This window comes from Mycobacterium sp. GA-0227b, from assembly GCF_001499855.1.
Classification (GTDB): Bacteria; Actinomycetota; Actinomycetes; order Mycobacteriales; family Mycobacteriaceae; genus Mycobacterium.
Map to the genome: position 1 here is coordinate 234,470 of NZ_LQIK01000030.1, position 18,415 is coordinate 252,884.

At 65.6% G+C, this 18,415-nt stretch carries 17 protein-coding genes; 12 read left to right on the forward strand and 5 right to left on the reverse strand.

The window, feature by feature from the left end:
• The first annotated feature begins 167 nt into the window (after nt 1-167).
• Together AU185_RS18645 and AU185_RS18650 are read left to right on the forward strand one after the other, a co-directional pair.
• Nucleotides 168-1,094: an EfeM/EfeO family lipoprotein gene (locus tag AU185_RS18645; RefSeq protein WP_059099202.1), complete on the forward strand. Its 927-nt coding sequence runs from the start codon at nt 168-170 to the stop codon at nt 1,092-1,094.
• The gene (locus AU185_RS18650) at nt 1,091-2,344 is read left to right on the forward strand and encodes a Dyp-type peroxidase (protein WP_059099201.1); all 1,254 of its coding nucleotides are present in this window, start codon (nt 1,091-1,093) and stop codon (nt 2,342-2,344) included. The genes AU185_RS18645 and AU185_RS18650 overlap by 4 nt, the downstream gene beginning before the upstream one ends.
• Here AU185_RS18650 and AU185_RS18655 read toward each other — a convergent pair.
• Complete coding sequence (locus AU185_RS18655; RefSeq protein WP_059099200.1) at nt 2,337-3,005, reverse strand: class I SAM-dependent methyltransferase; 669 nt, start codon at nt 3,003-3,005, stop codon at nt 2,337-2,339. The two genes, AU185_RS18650 and AU185_RS18655, sit on opposite strands and share 8 nt — an antisense overlap.
• Nucleotides 3,006-3,014: 9 nt before the next feature.
• Nucleotides 3,015-5,018, reverse strand: a complete 2,004-nt coding sequence (locus tag AU185_RS18660) for a prolyl oligopeptidase family serine peptidase (protein ID WP_059099199.1) — start codon at nt 5,016-5,018, stop codon at nt 3,015-3,017.
• A 56-nt stretch (nt 5,019-5,074) separates the two neighbouring features.
• Between AU185_RS18660 and adh the strand changes: the two genes are divergently transcribed.
• From adh to AU185_RS18680, 4 genes are read left to right on the forward strand one after another with little or no spacing between them, the layout of a single operon-like run.
• The gene (gene adh / locus AU185_RS18665) at nt 5,075-6,598 is read left to right on the forward strand and encodes an aldehyde dehydrogenase (RefSeq protein WP_059099198.1); all 1,524 of its coding nucleotides are present in this window, start codon (nt 5,075-5,077) and stop codon (nt 6,596-6,598) included.
• The gene (locus tag AU185_RS18670) at nt 6,598-7,146 is read left to right on the forward strand and encodes a DUF779 domain-containing protein (RefSeq protein ID WP_082683959.1); all 549 of its coding nucleotides are present in this window, start codon (nt 6,598-6,600) and stop codon (nt 7,144-7,146) included. The genes adh and AU185_RS18670 overlap by 1 nt, the downstream gene beginning before the upstream one ends.
• 36 nt (nt 7,147-7,182) lie before the next feature.
• Nucleotides 7,183-7,461 (forward strand): putative holin, encoded by a 279-nt coding sequence (locus tag AU185_RS18675; protein WP_059099228.1) that lies wholly within the window; start codon nt 7,183-7,185, stop codon nt 7,459-7,461.
• Complete coding sequence (locus AU185_RS18680) at nt 7,451-7,933, forward strand: hypothetical protein (protein WP_059099197.1); 483 nt, start codon at nt 7,451-7,453, stop codon at nt 7,931-7,933. The genes AU185_RS18675 and AU185_RS18680 overlap by 11 nt, the downstream gene beginning before the upstream one ends.
• A gap of 18 nt (nt 7,934-7,951) precedes the next feature.
• Here the strand turns inward: AU185_RS18680 and AU185_RS18685 are convergent, their stop codons facing one another.
• Nucleotides 7,952-8,629, reverse strand: a complete 678-nt coding sequence (locus AU185_RS18685) for a TetR/AcrR family transcriptional regulator (protein WP_059099196.1) — start codon at nt 8,627-8,629, stop codon at nt 7,952-7,954.
• A 199-nt stretch (nt 8,630-8,828) separates the two neighbouring features.
• Between AU185_RS18685 and AU185_RS18690 the strand changes: the two genes are divergently transcribed.
• The 4 genes from AU185_RS18690 to AU185_RS18705 are packed head-to-tail and all read left to right on the forward strand — an operon-like array spanning nt 8,829 to nt 13,815.
• A complete protein-coding gene (locus AU185_RS18690; protein WP_502687992.1) occupies nt 8,829-9,236 on the forward strand; it encodes an MmpS family transport accessory protein in 408 nt (135 codons plus the stop codon).
• Nucleotides 9,233-12,145, forward strand: coding sequence for an MMPL/RND family transporter (locus AU185_RS18695; protein ID WP_059099195.1), 2,913 nt, complete (start codon nt 9,233-9,235; stop codon nt 12,143-12,145). Before AU185_RS18690 ends, AU185_RS18695 begins: the two co-directional genes overlap by 4 nt.
• A gap of 9 nt (nt 12,146-12,154) precedes the next feature.
• On the forward strand, nt 12,155-13,549 hold the full coding sequence (gene lpdA, locus AU185_RS18700) for a dihydrolipoyl dehydrogenase (RefSeq protein ID WP_059099194.1): 1,395 nt from the start codon (nt 12,155-12,157) through the stop codon (nt 13,547-13,549).
• Nucleotides 13,546-13,815 carry a hypothetical protein gene (locus AU185_RS18705; RefSeq protein WP_059099193.1) on the forward strand — a complete coding sequence of 90 codons (270 nt, stop codon included), beginning with the start codon at nt 13,546-13,548 and terminating at the stop codon, nt 13,813-13,815. Before lpdA ends, AU185_RS18705 begins: the two co-directional genes overlap by 4 nt.
• 11 nt (nt 13,816-13,826) lie before the next feature.
• Here the strand turns inward: AU185_RS18705 and AU185_RS18710 are convergent, their stop codons facing one another.
• Nucleotides 13,827-14,378, reverse strand: a complete 552-nt coding sequence (locus AU185_RS18710) for a carboxymuconolactone decarboxylase family protein (RefSeq protein WP_059099226.1) — start codon at nt 14,376-14,378, stop codon at nt 13,827-13,829.
• A gap of 10 nt (nt 14,379-14,388) precedes the next feature.
• Nucleotides 14,389-15,816, reverse strand: coding sequence for an acetate metabolism transcriptional regulator RamB (gene ramB, locus AU185_RS18715; RefSeq protein ID WP_059099192.1), 1,428 nt, complete (start codon nt 15,814-15,816; stop codon nt 14,389-14,391).
• 125 nt (nt 15,817-15,941) lie between these two features.
• Between ramB and AU185_RS18720 the strand changes: the two genes are divergently transcribed.
• Both AU185_RS18720 and aceA read left to right on the forward strand, forming a co-directional pair.
• Entirely contained in the window at nt 15,942-16,718 is a 777-nt protein-coding gene (locus AU185_RS18720; protein ID WP_059099225.1) for an acyl-[acyl-carrier-protein] thioesterase, read from the forward strand.
• A gap of 267 nt (nt 16,719-16,985) precedes the next feature.
• On the forward strand, nt 16,986-18,272 hold the full coding sequence (aceA, locus tag AU185_RS18725; RefSeq protein ID WP_059099191.1) for an isocitrate lyase: 1,287 nt from the start codon (nt 16,986-16,988) through the stop codon (nt 18,270-18,272).
• Nucleotides 18,273-18,415 lie beyond the last annotated feature (143 nt).

Below are 18,415 nucleotides of genomic sequence, written 5' to 3' on the forward strand. Positions count from 1 at the left end.
AACACCGCGCCAACGCCAACCGGGTTGACGCCTTCCTGAACCCGTCGACCATCGCCGACCGTCACGTCCTTTCGCGACGCGGTCCGCGAGGCTGAATTTTTAGGTGTGGCTATCCTCCGCGCGTTCGCTGGGTGTTATGTTCAGCCTCTCCGAACGCAGAGGTGCACATGAACCGCTATCTCGCCTGGGCAGTCCCGATAACCGCAGTCGGTCTGATCTTGTCCGGATGCGCCGGTGGCGACTCCTCTGGCAGCGAGACGTCCGCCAGTGGAACGACCACCACGACGACGAGCGCGGCCCCCGCGGTCGATCCGGCTGTGCTGGACAAGGCGGCAGCCGACTACAAGGCCTACGTGCAGAGCAACATCGACGAACTTCAGCGCGTGGTCAAGGTATTCACCGATGCGGTCCGCGCCGGAGACCTCAAGGCCGCCCAGGACGCCTATGCGCCGTCACGTCAGCCGTGGGAACGCATCGAGCCGATCGCCGGACTGGTCGAAGAGATCGACCGCAAGATCGATGCTCGGGTGGATGACTTCGCCGGCGTCGACGACCCCCAGTTCACCGGCTGGCATCGCCTCGAGTTCCTGCTGTTCGAGAAGAACACCACCGAGGGCGGCGCGCCGTTCGCCGATCAGCTCGACAAGGACGTCGCCGACCTTAAGGCGCAATTCCCGTCGGTTCAGGTCAAGCCGGTCGACGTCTCCAACGGCGCCGCGGAGCTGATCGAAGAGGTGTCCGAGGGCAAGATCACCGGCGAAGAGGACCGCTACTCCAAGACCGACCTCTGGGACTTCGACGCCAACCTGCAGGGGGCACGCGACGCCGTCGGCAAGCTCAATCCCGCACTCGTACAAGCCGATCCGGCCTTGCTGGGCAAGATCGACGCCGGAATCAATTCGGTGTTCGAAACCTTGGCGCCACTGCGTCGCGGTGACGGCTGGGTGTTGTTCTGCACCGAGAACGATCGCTACCCGTCGCCGCGCTGCCCCGAGGTCACTGTGACACCCGACGTGATCGACAAGCTGAAGGCCGAGCTCGCCGGGCTGTCGGAGAACCTGTCGCAGGTGTCTGGAGTGCTGAAGCTGCAGTGACCGAAGGTCGCTCGGAACTCTCGCGGCGAGGATTCATCTCCGGCGCGTTGGGAACCGGTGCCGTGGTGGGCGCGGGATCGGTCCTCGCCGGCTGTTCATCGGACCCCGAATCACCCACCGCACCCGCGGCGGCCTTCGTCCCATTCGACGGTGCACACCAGACCGGCATCACCGCGTTGCCCATTCCGGAGCAGGGGCTGGTCGCATCGTTCAACGTGCAGTCGAAGGACCGCGACAGCCTGAAACGCGCCCTGCAGGACCTCACCGAAGAGATCCGCGCGCTCATGGCGGGCAAGCCGCCGGAGCCCCGCGATCCGGCCTACCCGCCCGTCGACTCCGGCATCCTGGGCGAGCAGCCGCCCGCGGACAACCTCGCGATAGTCGTCGGCGTCGGGGCGTCGCTGTTCGATGACCGCTTCGGGCTGGCCGACCGCAAGCCCAAGGAACTGGTCACCATGCCCTTCATCGCCAACGACCGGTTGGATCCCAAACTGTCGCACGGCGATCTGTCGATCATCATCGAAGCGGGTCACAGCGACACCGTCATCTTCGCCCTGCGGCAGCTGATGCGTCGCACCCGCAGTGACCTGGTGTTGCGGTGGATGGTCGACGGCTACGCCAGGGGTATCGGCGCCGGCCAGGTATCCGAGGCCGCGACGCCGCGAAACCTGTTGGGTTTCAAGGACGGAACGGCCAACCTCGACGTCGACGACAATGCGATCATGGATCGCCACGTCTGGGTGGGCGCGCAGGACGGAGAACCGGAGTGGGCGGTCGGCGGCTCCTATCAGGCGATCCGCATCATCCGGATGTTCGTCGAATTCTGGGACCGCACGCAGCTCGTCGAGCAGGAGGCGCTGATCGGGCGCAGCAAGGTCAGCGGCGCGCCGCTCGGACTGACCGGCGAGTTCACCGACCCCAACTATCCAGAAGACCCCGAAGGCAAGCGAATACCGCTCACCGCGCACATCCGGCTGGCGAACCCGCGCACTCCTCAGACAGACGAAAACCTCATTCTGCGACGGGGTTTCAACTACTCCCGCGGATTCGACGGCGCAGGCCGACTCGATCAGGGGCTCGCATTCATCGCCTACCAGCGCAGCCTCGAGAAGGGCTTCCTCACCGTTGCCAACCGGCTCAAGGGCGAACCGCTCGAGGAGTACATCATGCCGGTCGGCGGCGGGTTCTTCTTCATCCTGCCAGGCGTCACCGGCCCCGACCGGTTCCTCGGCGACCAGTTGCTCAGCTGACGTCGCGCGTCGCGGCGAAGTGGACGATGCCCCCTGACTGCTGAAGCTTCTCAATCCGAAGCCCCGCATGGGTGAGCCAGTCGCGCACGTCGTCGGCGGTGCCGCCGGGCCCGAAGATGCCGCCACGTCGAAACGCCGCGATGGCGAGGTCTTGCCGTGGCCCCGCGCCGCGGATGACCGTATCTCCAACGAGGCGCCCGCCCTGCTTCAGACAACGCGTGATCTCCTGCACCGCCGAAGGCGGGTCGGGCAGGCAGTGCAGACCGTTGAAGCACAGGCACACGTCGAACTCCTTGTCGTCGAACGGCATCCGTTCGATATCGGCCTCGATGAACTCGATGGCATCGTGACCCATCGCGGCGGCTCGATGGCGCGCCCGGTCCAACATGGCCGGTGATATATCGGCTGCGACGTAGCGTAGCCGTTGGTTCGCACACAACTCCCGCAGCGCGAGCCCGCCTCCGCACGGAATGTCCAGCACCGCCGAGCCGTCCGGCAGGTCGGCCACTGCACGGAGGCTGTCGCGCAGCAGGCGGGTGTCGGTGCCCCACAGCACCCGGCCGGCGGGTCTGGCCAGCCACTCTCGCTGCACCGCGAAGTCGTACGCCCCGCCGCCCAGCTTGCCGAAACGCCCCGCCCAGTTTTCGCGAAGATCGGCCATGGCTTCAGGCTAGCCCAATGTTCGGTGCAGGAACTCGTAGATCAACGCCGAGCGGAACGCGGTCTGGGCGTTGTCCGCCGCGCCCGCATGCCCACCCTCGATGTTCTCGTAATAGTGGACTGGATGACCGGCATCCTCCAGCGCGGCGGTCATCTTGCGGGCGTGACCGGGGTGCACTCGGTCATCGCGCGTCGAGGTCGTGATCAACACCGGCGGGTACCGTCGATCCGCCGAAATATTCTGGTAGGGCGAGTACTTGGAGATGAACTCCCAGTCGTCGGGATCGTCCGGGTCTCCGTACTCGGCCATCCAGGATGCGCCGGCAAGCAGCAGATGGAACCGGCGCATGTCCAGCAGCGGGACGCTGCACACCAGCGCGCCGAACAGTTCCGGGTACCGCGTCAGCATCACGCCCATCAGCAGTCCGCCGTTGCTGCCGCCCTGCGCGCCGAGTTGCTCGACGGTGGTGATGCCACGCGCGACGAGATCCTGTGCGACAGCGGCGAAGTCCTCATAGACGAGGTGCCGGTTCTCCCGCATGGCCTGGGTGTGCCACGTCGGGCCGTATTCGCCGCCGCCGCGAATGTTCGCCAACACGAACGTGCCGCCGCGGCTCAGCCACAGCCTGCCGAGAACGCCGCCGTAACTCGGCGTATTGGCCACCTCGAAGCCACCGTACCCGCTCAGCAGGGTCGGTCCGGGTGCCTGCTTGTGCCGGTGCGCCACAACGAAATACGGAATCATGGTGCCGTCCGCGGAGGCGACGAAATGCTGGCTGGTCTCGAGGTCCGCGGCGTCGAAGAACGATGGTGCGCGCTTGACCTCGGTGACCGCATCGCCGGCACGGCCCCACAGCAGCCGCGACGGTGTGTCGAAACCGCTGGCGTCGAGAAACATTTCGTCGCCGTACTCGTCGACGTCCACCAGGACGGTGTTGGTGTTCGGTGGAATACCGGGGATCTCGGCTCGCTCCCAGGTCCCAGGTGTCACGACCGTCACCTGGCTGATCACGTCGACGAGCGTGACGAGTACCAGGCGGTCACGGGTCCACGCGTAGTTGTCCAGGCTGGAGTGCTCGTCGGGCTCGAACACCACATGCAGTTCGCCTGTGCCGTCGAGGTATTCGGTGTAGTTCGCGGCGAGCAGGGAACCGGCACGATACGTCGTCGACCCGACTGTCCAATCGGTGCGAGGCCGAATCAGCAACCACTCGCGGTGCCAGGAGATGCCGGCATCTGAGGGGGCGTCGATCTCGATCAGCGTGTCGCCGCGCAACTCGTAGCGGTGCCGGTTGAAGAAGTCGAACGACCGCGTGATCAGCAACCGCTCGAAGCCCGGCGTCGCGTCGTAACCGCATCCGACGCTGACGTCGGTGGCCTCGCCCTCGAAGAGCGTCTGCGCGTCGGACAGCGGCTGGCCCCGTCGCCAGCGCTTGACGATCCGCGGGTAACCGGAGTCGGTCAACGAGCCGGGGCCGAAGTCCGTACCGACCAGCACGGTGTCGCGGTCCTGCCACGTCACGCTCGATTTGGCCTCCGGCAGTTCGAATCCGTCGGAGACGAACTGCCATGTGGTCATGTCGAATTCGCGAACCACGGTGGCGTCGGCGCCGCCACGGGACAGTTCGACCAGCGCCAGCGAGAAGTCCGGCTCGAGTACCTCAGCGCCGGCCCACACCCAATTCTCGCCGTCGGCGGCCGCGATCTGATCGACGTCGATCAGGACGTCCCACTGCGGCTGCTCGGTGCGGTAGCTCTCCAGCGTCGTGCGTCGCCACAGGCCACGCGGGTTGTTCGCGTCGCGCCAGAAGTTGTAGAGGTGGTCGCCGCGCCTGCGCACGTACGGGATGCGCGCGTCGGTGTCGAGCACCTCCAAAGCCTCGGCGCGCATCTGCTCGAACCGGTCACCGCCGAAGCGGGCGAGCGTGGGCTCGTTGTGCTTGCGGACCCAGTCGAGCGCTGCATCGCCGGTGATCTCTTCGAGCCAGAGGTAGGGGTCGTCCACGACACCCATTGTGGCGGCCGGGCGTAGTGTGAGCTCCGTTACACCGTTTCGAGAGGGAGTCACTGATGACCGCTTACGCCCGCCCCGGCGCGGCAGATGCCCTGATGTCGTACGAGTCTCGGTACGGCAACTTCATCGGCGGTGAATGGGTTCCGCCGGCTTCGGGGGAGTACTTCGAGAACCCGACGCCGGTGACGGGACAGCCGTTCTGCGAGGTGCCGCGCTCCACCGAAGCCGATATCGACAAGGCGCTCGACGCCGCGCACGGCGCCGCGACCGCGTGGGGCAAGACGGCTCCCGCCGAGCGCGCCAACATCCTCAACAAGATCGCCGACCGCATCGAGGAGAACCTCGAATCGCTGGCGCTGGCGGAGTCCTGGGACAACGGCAAGCCGATCCGCGAGACGCTCAACGCAGACATCCCGCTGGCCGTCGACCACTTCCGTTATTTCGCCGGGGCCATCCGCGCGCAGGAGGGCTCGCTGAGCCAGATCGACGACGACACCGTCGCCTACCACTTCCATGAACCGCTCGGCGTGGTCGGGCAGATCATCCCGTGGAACTTCCCGATCCTGATGGCGACGTGGAAGCTCGCCCCTGCGCTGGCGGCGGGCAACGCGGTCGTCCTCAAGCCCGCCGAGCAGACGCCGGCGTCGATGCTCTATCTGATGTCCTTGATCGGCGACCTGCTGCCCGCGGGTGTGGTCAACGTCGTCAACGGTTTCGGGTTCGAGGCGGGCAAGCCGCTGGCGTCGAGCAACCGGATCGCCAAGATCGCGTTCACCGGCGAGACCACCACCGGCCGGCTGATCATGCAGTACGCGTCGCAGAACCTGATACCCGTCACGCTGGAGCTCGGCGGCAAGAGCCCGAACATCTTCTTCTCCGACGTGCTGGCCGCCGCCGACGACTATCAGGACAAGGCGTTGGAGGGTTTCACGATGTTCGCCCTCAACCAGGGCGAGGTGTGCACGTGCCCGTCGCGCAGCCTGATCCAGGCCGACATCTACGACGAGTTCCTCGAGCTCGCCGCCATCCGTACCAAGGCCGTACGGCAGGGTGATCCGCTGGACACCGAGACGATGATCGGTTCGCAGGCGTCCAACGATCAGCTGGAAAAGGTGTTGTCCTACATCGAGATCGGCAAGTCCGAGGGTGCCAAGATCGTCACCGGCGGCGAGCGTGCCGAACTCGGCGGTGATCTCAACGGCGGCTACTACGTTCAGCCGACGATCTTCGCGGGCGACAACAAGATGCGAATCTTCCAGGAGGAGATCTTCGGTCCCGTCGTCGCCGTCACGTCGTTCAGCGACTACGACGACGCGATCGCCATCGCGAACGACACCCTGTATGGGCTTGGCGCCGGTGTCTGGTCGCGCGACGGCAACACCGCGTACCGGGCCGGTCGCGACATCAAGGCGGGCCGCGTCTGGACGAACTGCTATCACGTGTACCCCGCGCACGCGGCCTTCGGCGGCTACAAGCAGTCCGGCATCGGGCGCGAGAACCACAAGATGATGCTCGACCACTACCAGCAGACGAAGAACCTGCTGGTGTCCTACAGCAACAAGGCGCAGGGCTTCTTCTGATGAGCGATTTCGGTGTCGAAACAGTCGGTGAGCGACTGTTCGGACACCCGAATCGCGCCGGGGCACCGCCGCGGGCGTTGATCACCGCGGCCGCCGCCGACCTGCTACGCCGCCTTCAGGACCGGCACGGCGCGCTGATGTTCCACCAGTCCGGCGGGTGTTGTGACGGCTCGTCGCCGATGTGCTACCCCGACGGCGAGTTCGTCGTCGGCGACCGCGACGTGCTGCTGGCGGTCCTCGACGTCGGGGAAGGCGTGCCGGTGTGGATCTCCGGGCCGCAGTTCGACGCATGGAAGCACACCCAACTGGTGATCGACGTCGTACCCGGGAGAGGTGGCGGCTTCAGCGTCGAAGCGCCGGAGGGCGTGCGGTTCCTGTCCCGCGGCCGGGCGTTCACCGACGCCGAGAACCGGTTGCTCGCCGAGCAACAGACGATCACGGGTGCGGCTTTCGCCCGGGGTGAGCGGCCGCCGCCGTCGGACACCCACATCGTCATTGACGTTGACGCAATTGATGCGTGTCCGATACCTAACGCGCCGAGCGGCTAACGGGCCAGCGAGGACTATCCGCGTAACCTCGTGATCGTGATCCCGCTGCCTCGGGCGTGGTTGCTGACCAGTGCCCTCCTCGTCGGCACGGCGGTGGGGCTGATCCTCGGGATCGCCTCGACGCTGGTGGTCGACGCGGCCATCCGGCCCGACGTCGTCGTTGCGCTCGTCGTCGGTGTGCCGGGTGCGCTCGGCATGCTGGCGCTTCTGTTGTCCGGTCGGCGCTGGGTGACGACGGTCGGCGCGTTCGTCCTCGCGATCGCGCCCGGCTGGTTCGGTGTGCTGGTGGCGATCCAGGCGGTGCATGGTGCCTGAACGAACCGACACACTGCCCGGCGATCCGACGCAGCCGTATACGCCGACGTTCCAGACAGACGAGTTCGAGGCGCTGAGCGCCGTCGTCGAACAGGTCCCCTCGGAGCCGTTACCCGTTCCGGCGCATCCCGTGGTGGTCCCGGGCAACTACCAGTACCTCAAGCGGTGGCAGTTCGTGCTCGTCGTCGCGGGCGTCTGGGCGCTCTCCGCAGCGGCCGGCTGGGGCCTCTACCACTGGTGGTACCACTCGATCGACAAGACGGCGCCGGTATTCGTCGTGCTGGTATTCGTCGTCACGTCGACGGTGGGTGGCCTGCTTCTCGCCATGGCGCCGAACAGACCGGTGGTGACGGCGCTGGCGATCGCGGTCATGTCGGCGCCGTTGGCGGCGGTGGCCGGCGCGGCGGTATTGCACGGTCTCTACTACTGCGAATGGGCCAGCCGCTGTTTCGTGGGGCTCATCCCGTACTGAGGCTCGCCGCGTAGTGACCTAGCGGCTGGCGGGCTCCCATGTCCGCATCGCCGCGTCGAGGCCTTCGTCGTCCAGCGCCCTCACCGGCAACGGCTCGTTCTCAGCGTGAGAACGCATGCCGTCCAACAGGATACCGACGTAGCGTCGCCACAGATTCGTGTCCACGTGACCGGCGAACTCACTGACCATCCCGGCCAGCAGGCTGATGATCGGCATGTCCGTGGGGGAGATGTCCGAACGGAGGCGGCCGTCGATCTGCGCTCGCTCAACGAGTTTCGTGGCCACCGGGTGAAGGCGTGCCTGTGCTGCTTTCACTCGGTCGCCGCCGTAGGTCTTGCTGAAGGCGATTTCGCGCAGGCCTCGATCGGTGGCGGTCATCTCGCACATGTGCTCGACAAACCACACGAAGCCCTCCCACGCGTCCTGATGTCGCAGCCCGGCTTCGGCCAATGCAGTGAGCTGGTCCAGGCCGTCGACGAACACCGCCTCGACGAGGTCGTCTTTGGTGGCGAACCGCCGGTACACCGTTCCCACACCCACGCCGGCGTGGTGCGCGACGTCATTGAGATTGGGCTCCAATCCTTTGGCCGCGAACAACTCCCGGGCGGCTTGCAGGACGCGATTGCGGTTGCGTTCGGCGTCCTTACGCAACGGCCGGGGGGCCGGCCGCGGCGACTCGCTCTCACCCGCATTCATCCGGCCGAGTGTAATGCGCAGCACATAAAAGCGGATTGACCTTGTCCGCTTCGTTCGTTAGCTTGTCTGACTAGCACCCCTTGAGATCGGGGTCGTCACAATGCCGAAAGGCCAGCACTTTGACTGCCGTCGATCGATTCCGCGCACTACCCGTGCCGGCTGGTATGAAGCCGGGGGCACGTCGGTGTTGAAGATGATCATGCGCTTTTGGCTCCCCGTCATGATCGTGGTCGCCGTTTCTGCGGGTTATCTCGCGGTGTCGCATCTGCGGACGGTCTTCGGTGCCGAGCCCGTCCTGGTGACGCCGATCGGAGCGGACACCGCGGAGAAGTTCATTCCCAAGGTGGTGACCTATGAGGTCTTCGGTTCGGGAACCGCCGTGGTCAACTACCTGGATCTTGACGGCAAGCCGGTGCGCGCCGGAACCGTGAGTCTGCCGTGGACGCTGACGTTGGAAACCACGGCGCCGTCGGTGGCGCCGAACGTCATCGCCCAAACCGACGGACGGTCCATCGGCTGCCGGATCACCGTCGACGACGAGGTCAAGGATGAAAACACGGCTTCGGGTGTGAACGCCCAGACCTTCTGTTTGGTGAAGTCCGCGTGAGCGCCCCAGTCGACGACGCGCCGACGGACGCCAACCCCATCGCCCGGCCGAAGCGGCCATGGCTTCCGCGGTTGATCCGGCTCTTCGCGCTGCCGATCATCGTGGGCTGGGTCGTCATCATCGGCTTCCTCAACACCGCCGTGCCCCAGCTGGAAGTGGTGGGCAAGCAACGCGCGGTCTCGATGAGTCCCCAGGACGCGCCGTCGATGATCGCGATGAAGCGCGTCGGCACCACGTTCGAGGAGTACGACACCAGCAGCTCGGTGATGGTCGTGCTCGAGGGCGAGGACAAGCTGGGCGCCGAAGCGCTCGAGTTCTACGAACAGATGGTCCGCGATCTGCGCGCCGACACCGACCACGTGCAGTACGTGCAGGACCTCTGGTCCGACTCATTCACCGCGGCGGGCGCGCAGAGCGTCGACGGGAAGGCCGCCTACACCCAGGTGTACATCGCCGGCGACCAGGGCGAGACCTTGGCCAACGAGTCGGTGCGCGCCGTTCGCGACATCGTCGTGAAACACCCGACGCCCCCGGGCGTCGAGGTGTACGTGACCGGTGCGGCGGCGACGACGACGGATCAGAACGCCGTCGGCGACAAGAGCATGCGGACGATCGAATTGCTCACTTTCGGCGTCATCGTCGTCATGCTGTTGGTGATCTACCGATCCATCGCCACGACGCTGGTGCTGCTCAGCATGCTCGCAATGGGATTGCTCGGCGCGCGCGGGTTGATCTCCTTCTTGGGCTTCCACAATGTCTTCGGCCTGACGACCTTCGCCACCAACCTGGTGGTCACCTTGACCATCGCCACGGCCGTCGACTACGGGATCTTTCTGGTCGGCCGATACCAGGAAGCGCGCCGGTCCGGAGAGGACCGAGAATCGGCGTACTACACGATGTTTCACGGGACCGCCCACGTGGTGGCGGCGTCCGGGCTGACCATCGCGGGAGCTACCTTCTGCTTGAACTTCACCCGGTTGCCGTACTTCGAGAGCATGGGCTCCCCGATGGCCGTGGCGATGGTGTTCGGCATCGTGGTGGCCTTGACGTTCGGTCCCGCGCTGATCTCGGTGGTCAGTCGATTCGGCAATGTGCTGGAGCCCAGGGCCAAGTCGTCGACCCGGGCGTGGCGTCGGATCGGCACCTCGACCGTCCGCTGGCCCGGTGCGTTCGTGGTGATCGCCCTCGCGGCATGCATGGTCGGCCTGCTGGCGCTGCCCGGCTATCACACGACCTACAACGACCGGCTGTTTCTGCCCGACGACATCTCGGCGAACGTCGGTTACGCGGCCGCGACCCGGCATTTCTCCGAGGCCAGGATGAACCCGGATGTGCTGATGGTCGAGACCGACCGCGATCTGCGAAATCCGGCGGGGTTCCTGGTGATCGACAAGATCGCGAAGGCCTTGTCGAGGGTCGAGGGAATCGCCCAGGTGCAGGCGATCACCCGGCCCGACGGCAAGCCGATCGAACATACGACGATCCCGTACATGATCGGCCAGCAAGGCGTCGGCCAGCTCATGTCCAACGACTACCAACAGGGCGTCATCGACAACATCTTGGCCCAGGCCGACGAGATGGCCCACACCATCGCCTCGATGGAGAAGATGAACTCGATCACCCGGGAGCTGTCCGTGGTGTCGCGGAGTATGGCCGACAAGATGGGCGCCACGTCCCTGACTCTGCAGGAAGTGCGCGACAACCTGGCCGACTTCGATGACTTCTTCCGGCCCGTGCGCAACTACTTCTATTGGGAGCCGCACTGTTTCAACATCCCGGTCTGCTGGTCGCTGCGTTCGATCTTCGACACCCTCGACGGCATGTCGACCATGTCCGACGACTTCCAGGACATGGTTCCTGACATCAACCGGATGGCCGACCTGACGCTGGAGATGACCGCGGTGATGCCGGGGATGATCCAGTCGATGAAGAACCAGCGCCAGATGATGCTGAACCAGTATCAGGTTCAGAAGGCGCAGCAGGACCAGACCATGGAACAGCAGGAAGACAGCGCGGCGATGGGCGAGGCGTTCGACGAAGCCCTCAACGATGACTCCTTCTACGTTCCGCCGGAAGCGTTCACCAACGCCGACTTCATCCGCGGCATGGATTTGATGATGTCGCCCGACGGGCATGCCGTCCGGTTCACCATCATTCACCAGGGCGATCCGCTGACCGAGGAGGGCATCTCCCGCATCGAACCGCTGAAAAAGGCTGCGGCGGCGGCGATCAAGGGAACACCACTGGAGGGTTCGTTGGTCTACGTCGGCGGCGCCGCGGCGATGTTCGACGATATGCAGCAGGGCGCCGACTACGACTTGCTCATCGCGGTCACCGCGGCGCTGCTGTTGATACTGGTCATCATGATGGTCATCACCCGAGCCTTGGTCGCCGCCCTGGTCATCGTCGGAACCGTGGCGTTGAGCCTGGGCACCGCATTCGGGATGTCGGTGGTGCTGTGGCAGCACATCATCGGAATTCCCTTGCACTGGATGGTGCTGCCGATGGGCATCATCGTGCTGGTGGCGGTCGGCGCGGACTACAACCTGCTGCTGGTGTCGAGAATGAAAGAAGAAGTCCGCGCCGGGCTGCGCACCGGCACCATCCGGGCCATGGCCGGTAGCGGTCCCGTGGTCACCGCCGCCGGCCTGGTGTTCGCGTTCACCATGGCGACGATGGCAGTCAGCGACCTGATCGTCATCGGGCAGGTAGGCACCACGATCGCGTTGGGCTTGATCTTCGACACCTTCGTGATCAGAGGATTGATGACACCGTCGGTCGCCACCCTGCTCGGGCGATGGTTCTGGTGGCCCCTGCAGGTACGTCAGCGCCCGCGCCCGGCGCCGTGGCCCAAGCCGATCCAGCGCGATCCGCAGGACGTTGCTGGGCTGATCACCGACGCCCATTAGTGTGGGGGCGTGACCCACTATGACGTCGTCGTTCTCGGAGCAGGCCCCGGCGGATATGTCGCGGCCATTCGCGCTGCCCAGCTCGGACTGAACACCGCCATCGTCGAACCCAAGTACTGGGGCGGCGTCTGCCTCAACGTCGGCTGCATTCCGTCGAAGGCGCTGCTGCGCAACGCGGAACTCGCGCACATCTTCACCAAGGAGGCCAAGCAGTTCGGCATCAGCGGGGAGGCGACGTTCGACTACGGCGTGGCATTCGATCGCAGCCGCAAGGTCGCCGAGGGCCGGGTCGCGGGTGTGCACTACCTGATGAAGAAGAACAAGATCACCGAGATCCACGGGTACGGCAAGTTCAAGGACGACCACACGCTCGAAGTCGACCTGAACGAGGGCGACACCGAGATCGTCGAGTTCGACAACATCATCATCGCCACCGGCAGCAGCACCCGCCTGGTGCCCGGCACGTCGCTGTCGGAGAACGTGGTCACCTACGAAGAGCTCATCATGACGCGCGAGCTGCCGAAGTCCATCGTCATCGCCGGCGCAGGCGCGATCGGCATGGAGTTCGGCTACGTGCTGAAGAACTACGGCGTGGACGTGACGGTCGTCGAGTTCCTGCCGCGCGCGCTGCCCAACGAGGACGCCGAGGTTTCCAAGGAGATCGAGAAGCAGTTCAAGAAGCTGGGGGTCAAAGTCCTCACCGGCACCAAGGTGGAGTCGATCGACGACAGCGGCGGTGAAGTCACCGTGACGGTCAGCAAGGACGGCGACTCACAAGAGATCAAAGCCGAAAAGGTGCTGCAGGCAATCGGTTTCGCGCCCAACATCGAGGGCTACGGGTTGGACAACACCGGCGTCACCGTGACCGAGCGCAAGGCCATCGGCATCGACGACTACATGCGCACGAACGTGCCGCACATCTACGCGATCGGTGACGTCACCGGCAAACTGCAGCTGGCGCACGTCGCCGAGGCCCAGGGCGTCGTCGCCGCCGAAACCATCGCCGGGGCCGAAACCCTGCCGCTGGGGGACTACCGGATGCTGCCGCGTGCGACGTTCTGTCAGCCGCAGGTCGCCAGCTTCGGGCTCACCGAGGAGCAGGCCCGCGACGAGGGATACGACGTCAAGGTCGCGAAGTTCCCGTTCACCGCGAACGCGAAGGCACACGGCGCCGGCGACCCCAGCGGCTTCGTCAAGCTGATCGCCGACGGCAAGTACGGCGAGCTGATCGGCGGCCACCTGATCGGCCACGACGTCTCCGAACTGCTGCCGGAGCTGACTCTGGCGCAGAAGTGGGACCTGACCGCGACCGAGTTGGCCCGCAACGTGCACACGCACCCGACCATGTCCGAGGCCCTGCAGGAGTGCTTCCACGGGCTGCTCGGCCACATGATCAACTTTTGAGGGCGATCTGGGTCGCCGGCATCGGCGGACTGGTGGTCGGCCACGTCCTGTGGCTGGCCGGCATTTCGCTTGCCACCGCAACGTCGGACGTCAGCACGTGGGTGCTCGTCGTGGCCGCGGTCTCGTTCGTCGGCGGCGCGGTGGCCACGTGGCTGGGGCGGCGGTCTTATGAGCGCAAGGCCGAGGTGTGGGCCGCGTTCCTGTGGGGGCTGCCCGTCTCACCGGTGCTGCTGTCGCTGATCGTGCTCGGCATCACCTACCTCTAGCCGCGCGGCGGTCAGTCCGGAAAGTCCAGCGGCACTTTCAAAGTGGTGATCGTGGCGGCCAGCCCGTCGTACTGGGCGGCGAGCATGCAGAACTCGATCAGCTGCGCTCTGGTGAGGTGTCTGGCGAGCACGGCCCAGGTCTCGGCCGACACGCCCCGGGTGACGACGAACTCGTCGGTGGCGGTGATCAACGCACGCTGGCGGTCGGTCAGCCCCTCGGCGTCGGGTCCCTCGAAGATCTTCTTCTGCAGGTCCGGGCCGATGCCGCGGGTGCGGGCCAGCCGGCGATGCTGCTGCAGTTCGTATTCGCAGTCGCGCAGATGCCCGACGCGCAGGATCACGGTCTCGGCGTCGCGCACCGGCAGCTTGCTCAACAGGCCCAGCAGCAGCCCGCTGTAGGGCAGCCATGCCAGGAACAGAAGCCGGTGCTGGCCAAGCACATTGAACAGGCTGAACCGGGGCGCACGAATGGCGCGCGCGCCGAGCTTGGCGATGGCCCAGTTGAGGGGGCCGAGTTCTTTGATACCACCGGGCGCGATGCGTGCCGACTCGAGTTCGCTCACCACAGCGAGTTTAGGGCTGCTTGACCAGATAGGGCGAGACGGTGCTGCGGTGCTCGTCGATGTCGAGCGCGCGCCCGAGTGCGGGGAAGGCGCGTTGCGGGCAGTTGTCCCGCTCGCAGACCCGGCAGCCCGCACCGATCGGCGTCGCCACCTCGCCGGAGAGGTCGAGCCCCTCCGAATAGACCAGCCGGTGAGCATGCCGCAGTTCGCAGCCCAGTCCGATCGCGAACGTCTTACTCGGCTGACCGTAGCGCTGCGCGCGGCGTTCGACCGTGCGCGCCACCCACATGTAGTTGCGGCCGTCGGGCATCTGTGCCACCTGCACCAGGATCTTGCCGGGATAGGCGAACGTCTCGTAGACGTTCCACAGCGGGCAGGTGCCTCCGCTGGACGAGAAGTGAAAACCGGTGGCGGACTGACGTTTCGACATGTTGCCCGCACGGTCGACGCGGACGAATGACAGTGGCACCCCGCGCATCGAAGGCCGCTGCAGTGTCGAAAGGCGGTGCGCGATGGTCTCATAGCTGACCGAATAGAATGCCGACAGCCGTTCGACGTCGTAGCGGAAGTTCTCGGCGACGTCGTGAAACTGCGCATACGGCAACACCATTGCGGCTGCGAAGTAGTTGGCCAAGCCCAGTCGCGCCAACCGCGTCGACTCCTCGCTGGTGAACTTGCCCTCTTCGACGAGCTTGTCGATGAGGTCGCCGAACTCGAGATACCCCAACTCGGTGGCCATCTTGAACACGGTCTGCCCCGACGAGAGGTGGTTGTTGATCTCCAGCGTCTTCGTCGCCGGGTCGTATCGGTGCAGGACCGTCTCGCCGAGGTCGGTGCGGCGCGAGATGCGCACGCCGTGCACCATCGTCAGCCGGTCCGACAGCTGGCGGGCCAGCTCGGAGCGCTGCATCCGCATCCGGATGGTGAGGTCCTCGGCGGCGGTGTCGAGCTCATGCAGGTAGTTCTGCCGCTCGTAGAAGTAGTCGCGCACTTCCTCGTGCGGCATCGTGATCGACCCCGACCCCGAGCTGAAACCGCTGCCGACGGAGAACCGGTCCTCGGTGGCCGCCGCCAACTGCGTGGTGGTCAGCTGATAGCGGCGGTGCAGGGCGACCATGGCGCGGGCCACGTTCGGGTGTGCGGCCACCAGATCCGCGATCTCGCCCAGGTCGACGTCGATGTCGAGGTCCCGGTCCAGCGTGACCTCGCGCAGCTCCGCGACCAGCCGGGTGTCGTCCTGCGAGGCGAAGAACGTGGCGTCGACGCCGAACACCTCGGTGATGCGCAGGAGTACCGCCACGGTCAGCGGCCGCACGTCGTGCTCGATCTGGTTGAGGTAGCTCGGCGAGATGTCCAGCATCTGCGCCAAGGCAGCCTGGCTGAAGCCGCGCTCGCCGCGAAGTTGTCGAACACGGGCGCCGACAAACGTTTTCGCCACGCCGACCAGCGTAGCAACGTTGCAAAGGACGTCTTCGCATTGTTGGCAGATCGGGTGCTGTGGCAGGATCGGCCTTCGTGAGCACCAAGCAGGGCCCCGGGGCTGGGCAGGGTCTGGCGAAGGCCATGATGCCCGTCCCTGACCCGCATCCCGATGTGTTCGACATCGAGTGGCCGCTGCGGGTCGCCGATGTGGATCGGCAGGGCCGGCTCAAGTTCGACGCGGCCACGCGACACATCCAGGACATCGGTTCGGACCAGTTGCGTGAGATGGGCTTTCAGGAGACCCACCCGTTGTGGATCGTGCGCCGCACGATGATCGACATGATCCGCCCGATCGAGTTCCAGGACATGCTCCGGCTGCGCCGTTGGTGTTCGGGCACGTCGAACCGGTGGTGCGAGATGCGGGTCCGCATCGATGGGCGCAAAGGCGGGCTCATCGAATCCGAAGCCTTCTGGATCAACATCAACCGGGAGACCCAGGGCCCGGCGCGCATCTCCGACGACTTCCTCGAGGGCCTGCGGCGCACGACGGACATCGACCGGCTGCGGTGGAAGGCGTACCTGTCGGCGGGCAGCCGCGAGGACGCCGACGAGATCACCGACTACCCGATCCGGGTCAGCGACATCGACATCTTCGACCACATGAACAACTCGGTCTATTGGTCGGTCGTCGAGGACTACCTCCACCATCACCCGGAGCTGACGCGCTATCCGCTGCGGGTGGCGATCGAGCACGATGCGGCCGTCGCGCTGGGCGACAAGATGGAGATCCTCAGCCACGTCCACCCGCCGGGGTCGACGGAGGAATTCGGTCCCGAGCTGACCGACCGCACTGTTACAACGCTCACATACGCGGTCGGCGAAGAGGCGAAAGCGGTCGCCTGCATCTTCACGCTCTGATGATCAACGGGTTAACAGTACGAGCGTACTGACCTGCGCAAATCGACTACTCGCCGGTAACTTCTGAACCGGTTAAGGCAACGACGGTCTTCGCAAACTTTGCAAGATTTCGATAGCCCTTGGCGAAACTTGGCACACGAAATGGCTGGACCTGCGCTAACAGTGTGAGGCATCCTCGTATCAGCGGAACGGGAAGACCGTTTAGGCGTTAACAAGCCGGGTACCCCGGCGGCGCCGCAGCGAAGTGAACAGATTCGAAGGAGCACCATGTCAAGCGTTGGCAAGCCGAAGAGCGCCGAGGAGATCCAGAAGGACTGGGACACCAACCCGCGCTGGAAGAACGTCACCCGCGAGTACTCCGCTGCGGACGTCGTCGCGCTGCAGGGCAGCGTCGTCGAGGAGTCCACGCTGGCCCGCCGCGGCGCCGAGGTGCTGTGGAACCAGCTGCACGACATGGAGTTCGTCAACGCGCTCGGTGCGCTGACCGGCAACATGGCCGTCCAGCAGGTGCGCGCCGGCCTGAAGGCCATCTACCTGTCGGGTTGGCAGGTCGCCGGTGACGCGAACCTGTCCGGGCACACCTACCCGGACCAGAGCCTGTACCCGGCGAACTCGGTGCCGCAGGTGGTGCGTCGCATCAACAACGCGCTGCTGCGCGCCGACGAGATCGCCAAGGTCGAGGGCGACACCTCGGTCGAGAACTGGCTGGTGCCGATCGTCGCCGACGGTGAGGCCGGCTTCGGTGGTGCGCTCAACGTCTACGAGCTGCAGAAGGCGATGATCGCGGCCGGTGTCGCGGGCTCGCACTGGGAGGATCAGCTCGCGTCGGAGAAGAAGTGCGGTCACCTCGGTGGCAAGGTGCTGATCCCGACCCAGCAGCACATCCGCACCCTGACCTCTGCTCGCCTGGCCGCTGACGTGGCCGACGTGCCGACCGTCGTCATCGCGCGCACCGACGCCGAGGCGGCCACCCTGATCACCTCCGACGTCGACGAGCGCGACCAGCCGTTCATCACCGGTGAGCGCACCAAGGAGGGCTTCTACCGCGTGAAGAACGGCATCGAGCCGTGCATCGCGCGCGCCAAGGCCTACGCGCCGTACGCCGACCTGATCTGGATGGAGACCGGCACCCCGGACCTGGAGCTGGCCAAGAAGTTCGCCGAGGGCGTGCAGGCCGAGTTCCCCGACCAGATGCTGGCCTACAACTGCTCGCCGTCGTTCAACTGGAAGAAGCACCTCGACGACGCGACGATCGCGAAGTTCCAGAAGGAGCTCGGCGCGATGGGCTTCAAGTTCCAGTTCATCACGTTGGCTGGCTTCCACGCCCTGAACTACTCGATGTTCGATCTGGCCTACGGCTACGCCCGCAACCAGATGACCGCGTACGTCGAGCTGCAGGAGCGCGAATTCGCCGCCGAGGAGCGGGGTTACACCGCGACCAAGCACCAGCGCGAGGTCGGCGCCGGCTACTTCGACCGGATCGCCACCACCGTCGACCCCAACTCGTCGACGACCGCGCTGGCGGGTTCGACCGAAGAGGGTCAGTTCCACTGACGATGCGCGGCCCCCGGGCCGCGAGGAGGAAGTGGAACCGACAAGCCGGAGCCACTGACGATGCGCGGCCCCCGGGACGCGAGGAGGAAGTGGAACCGACAAGCCGGAGCCACTAAGCCCATGGTTCGTGCCATCAGGCCCCG

Bases quoted from the DNA above. Each gene is read 5' to 3' on its own strand.
- AU185_RS18720 (WP_059099225.1), top strand. From the start codon at position 15,942: ATGATGCCCGTCCCTGACCCGCATCCCGATGTGTTCGACATCGAGTGG.
- AU185_RS18670 (WP_082683959.1), top strand. From the start codon at position 6,598: ATGAGCGATTTCGGTGTCGAAACAGTCGGTGAGCGACTGTTCGGACAC.
- AU185_RS18660 (WP_059099199.1), bottom strand. From the start codon at position 5,018: ATGGGTGTCGTGGACGACCCCTACCTCTGGCTCGAAGAGATCACCGGC.
- AU185_RS18680 (WP_059099197.1), top strand. From the start codon at position 7,451: ATGGTGCCTGAACGAACCGACACACTGCCCGGCGATCCGACGCAGCCG.
- AU185_RS18655 (WP_059099200.1), bottom strand. From the start codon at position 3,005: ATGGCCGATCTTCGCGAAAACTGGGCGGGGCGTTTCGGCAAGCTGGGC.
- AU185_RS18690 (WP_502687992.1), top strand. From the start codon at position 8,829: ATGCGCTTTTGGCTCCCCGTCATGATCGTGGTCGCCGTTTCTGCGGGT.
- adh (WP_059099198.1), top strand. From the start codon at position 5,075: ATGACCGCTTACGCCCGCCCCGGCGCGGCAGATGCCCTGATGTCGTAC.
- aceA (WP_059099191.1), top strand. From the start codon at position 16,986: ATGTCAAGCGTTGGCAAGCCGAAGAGCGCCGAGGAGATCCAGAAGGAC.
- AU185_RS18645 (WP_059099202.1), top strand. From the start codon at position 168: ATGAACCGCTATCTCGCCTGGGCAGTCCCGATAACCGCAGTCGGTCTG.
- AU185_RS18685 (WP_059099196.1), bottom strand. From the start codon at position 8,629: ATGAATGCGGGTGAGAGCGAGTCGCCGCGGCCGGCCCCCCGGCCGTTG.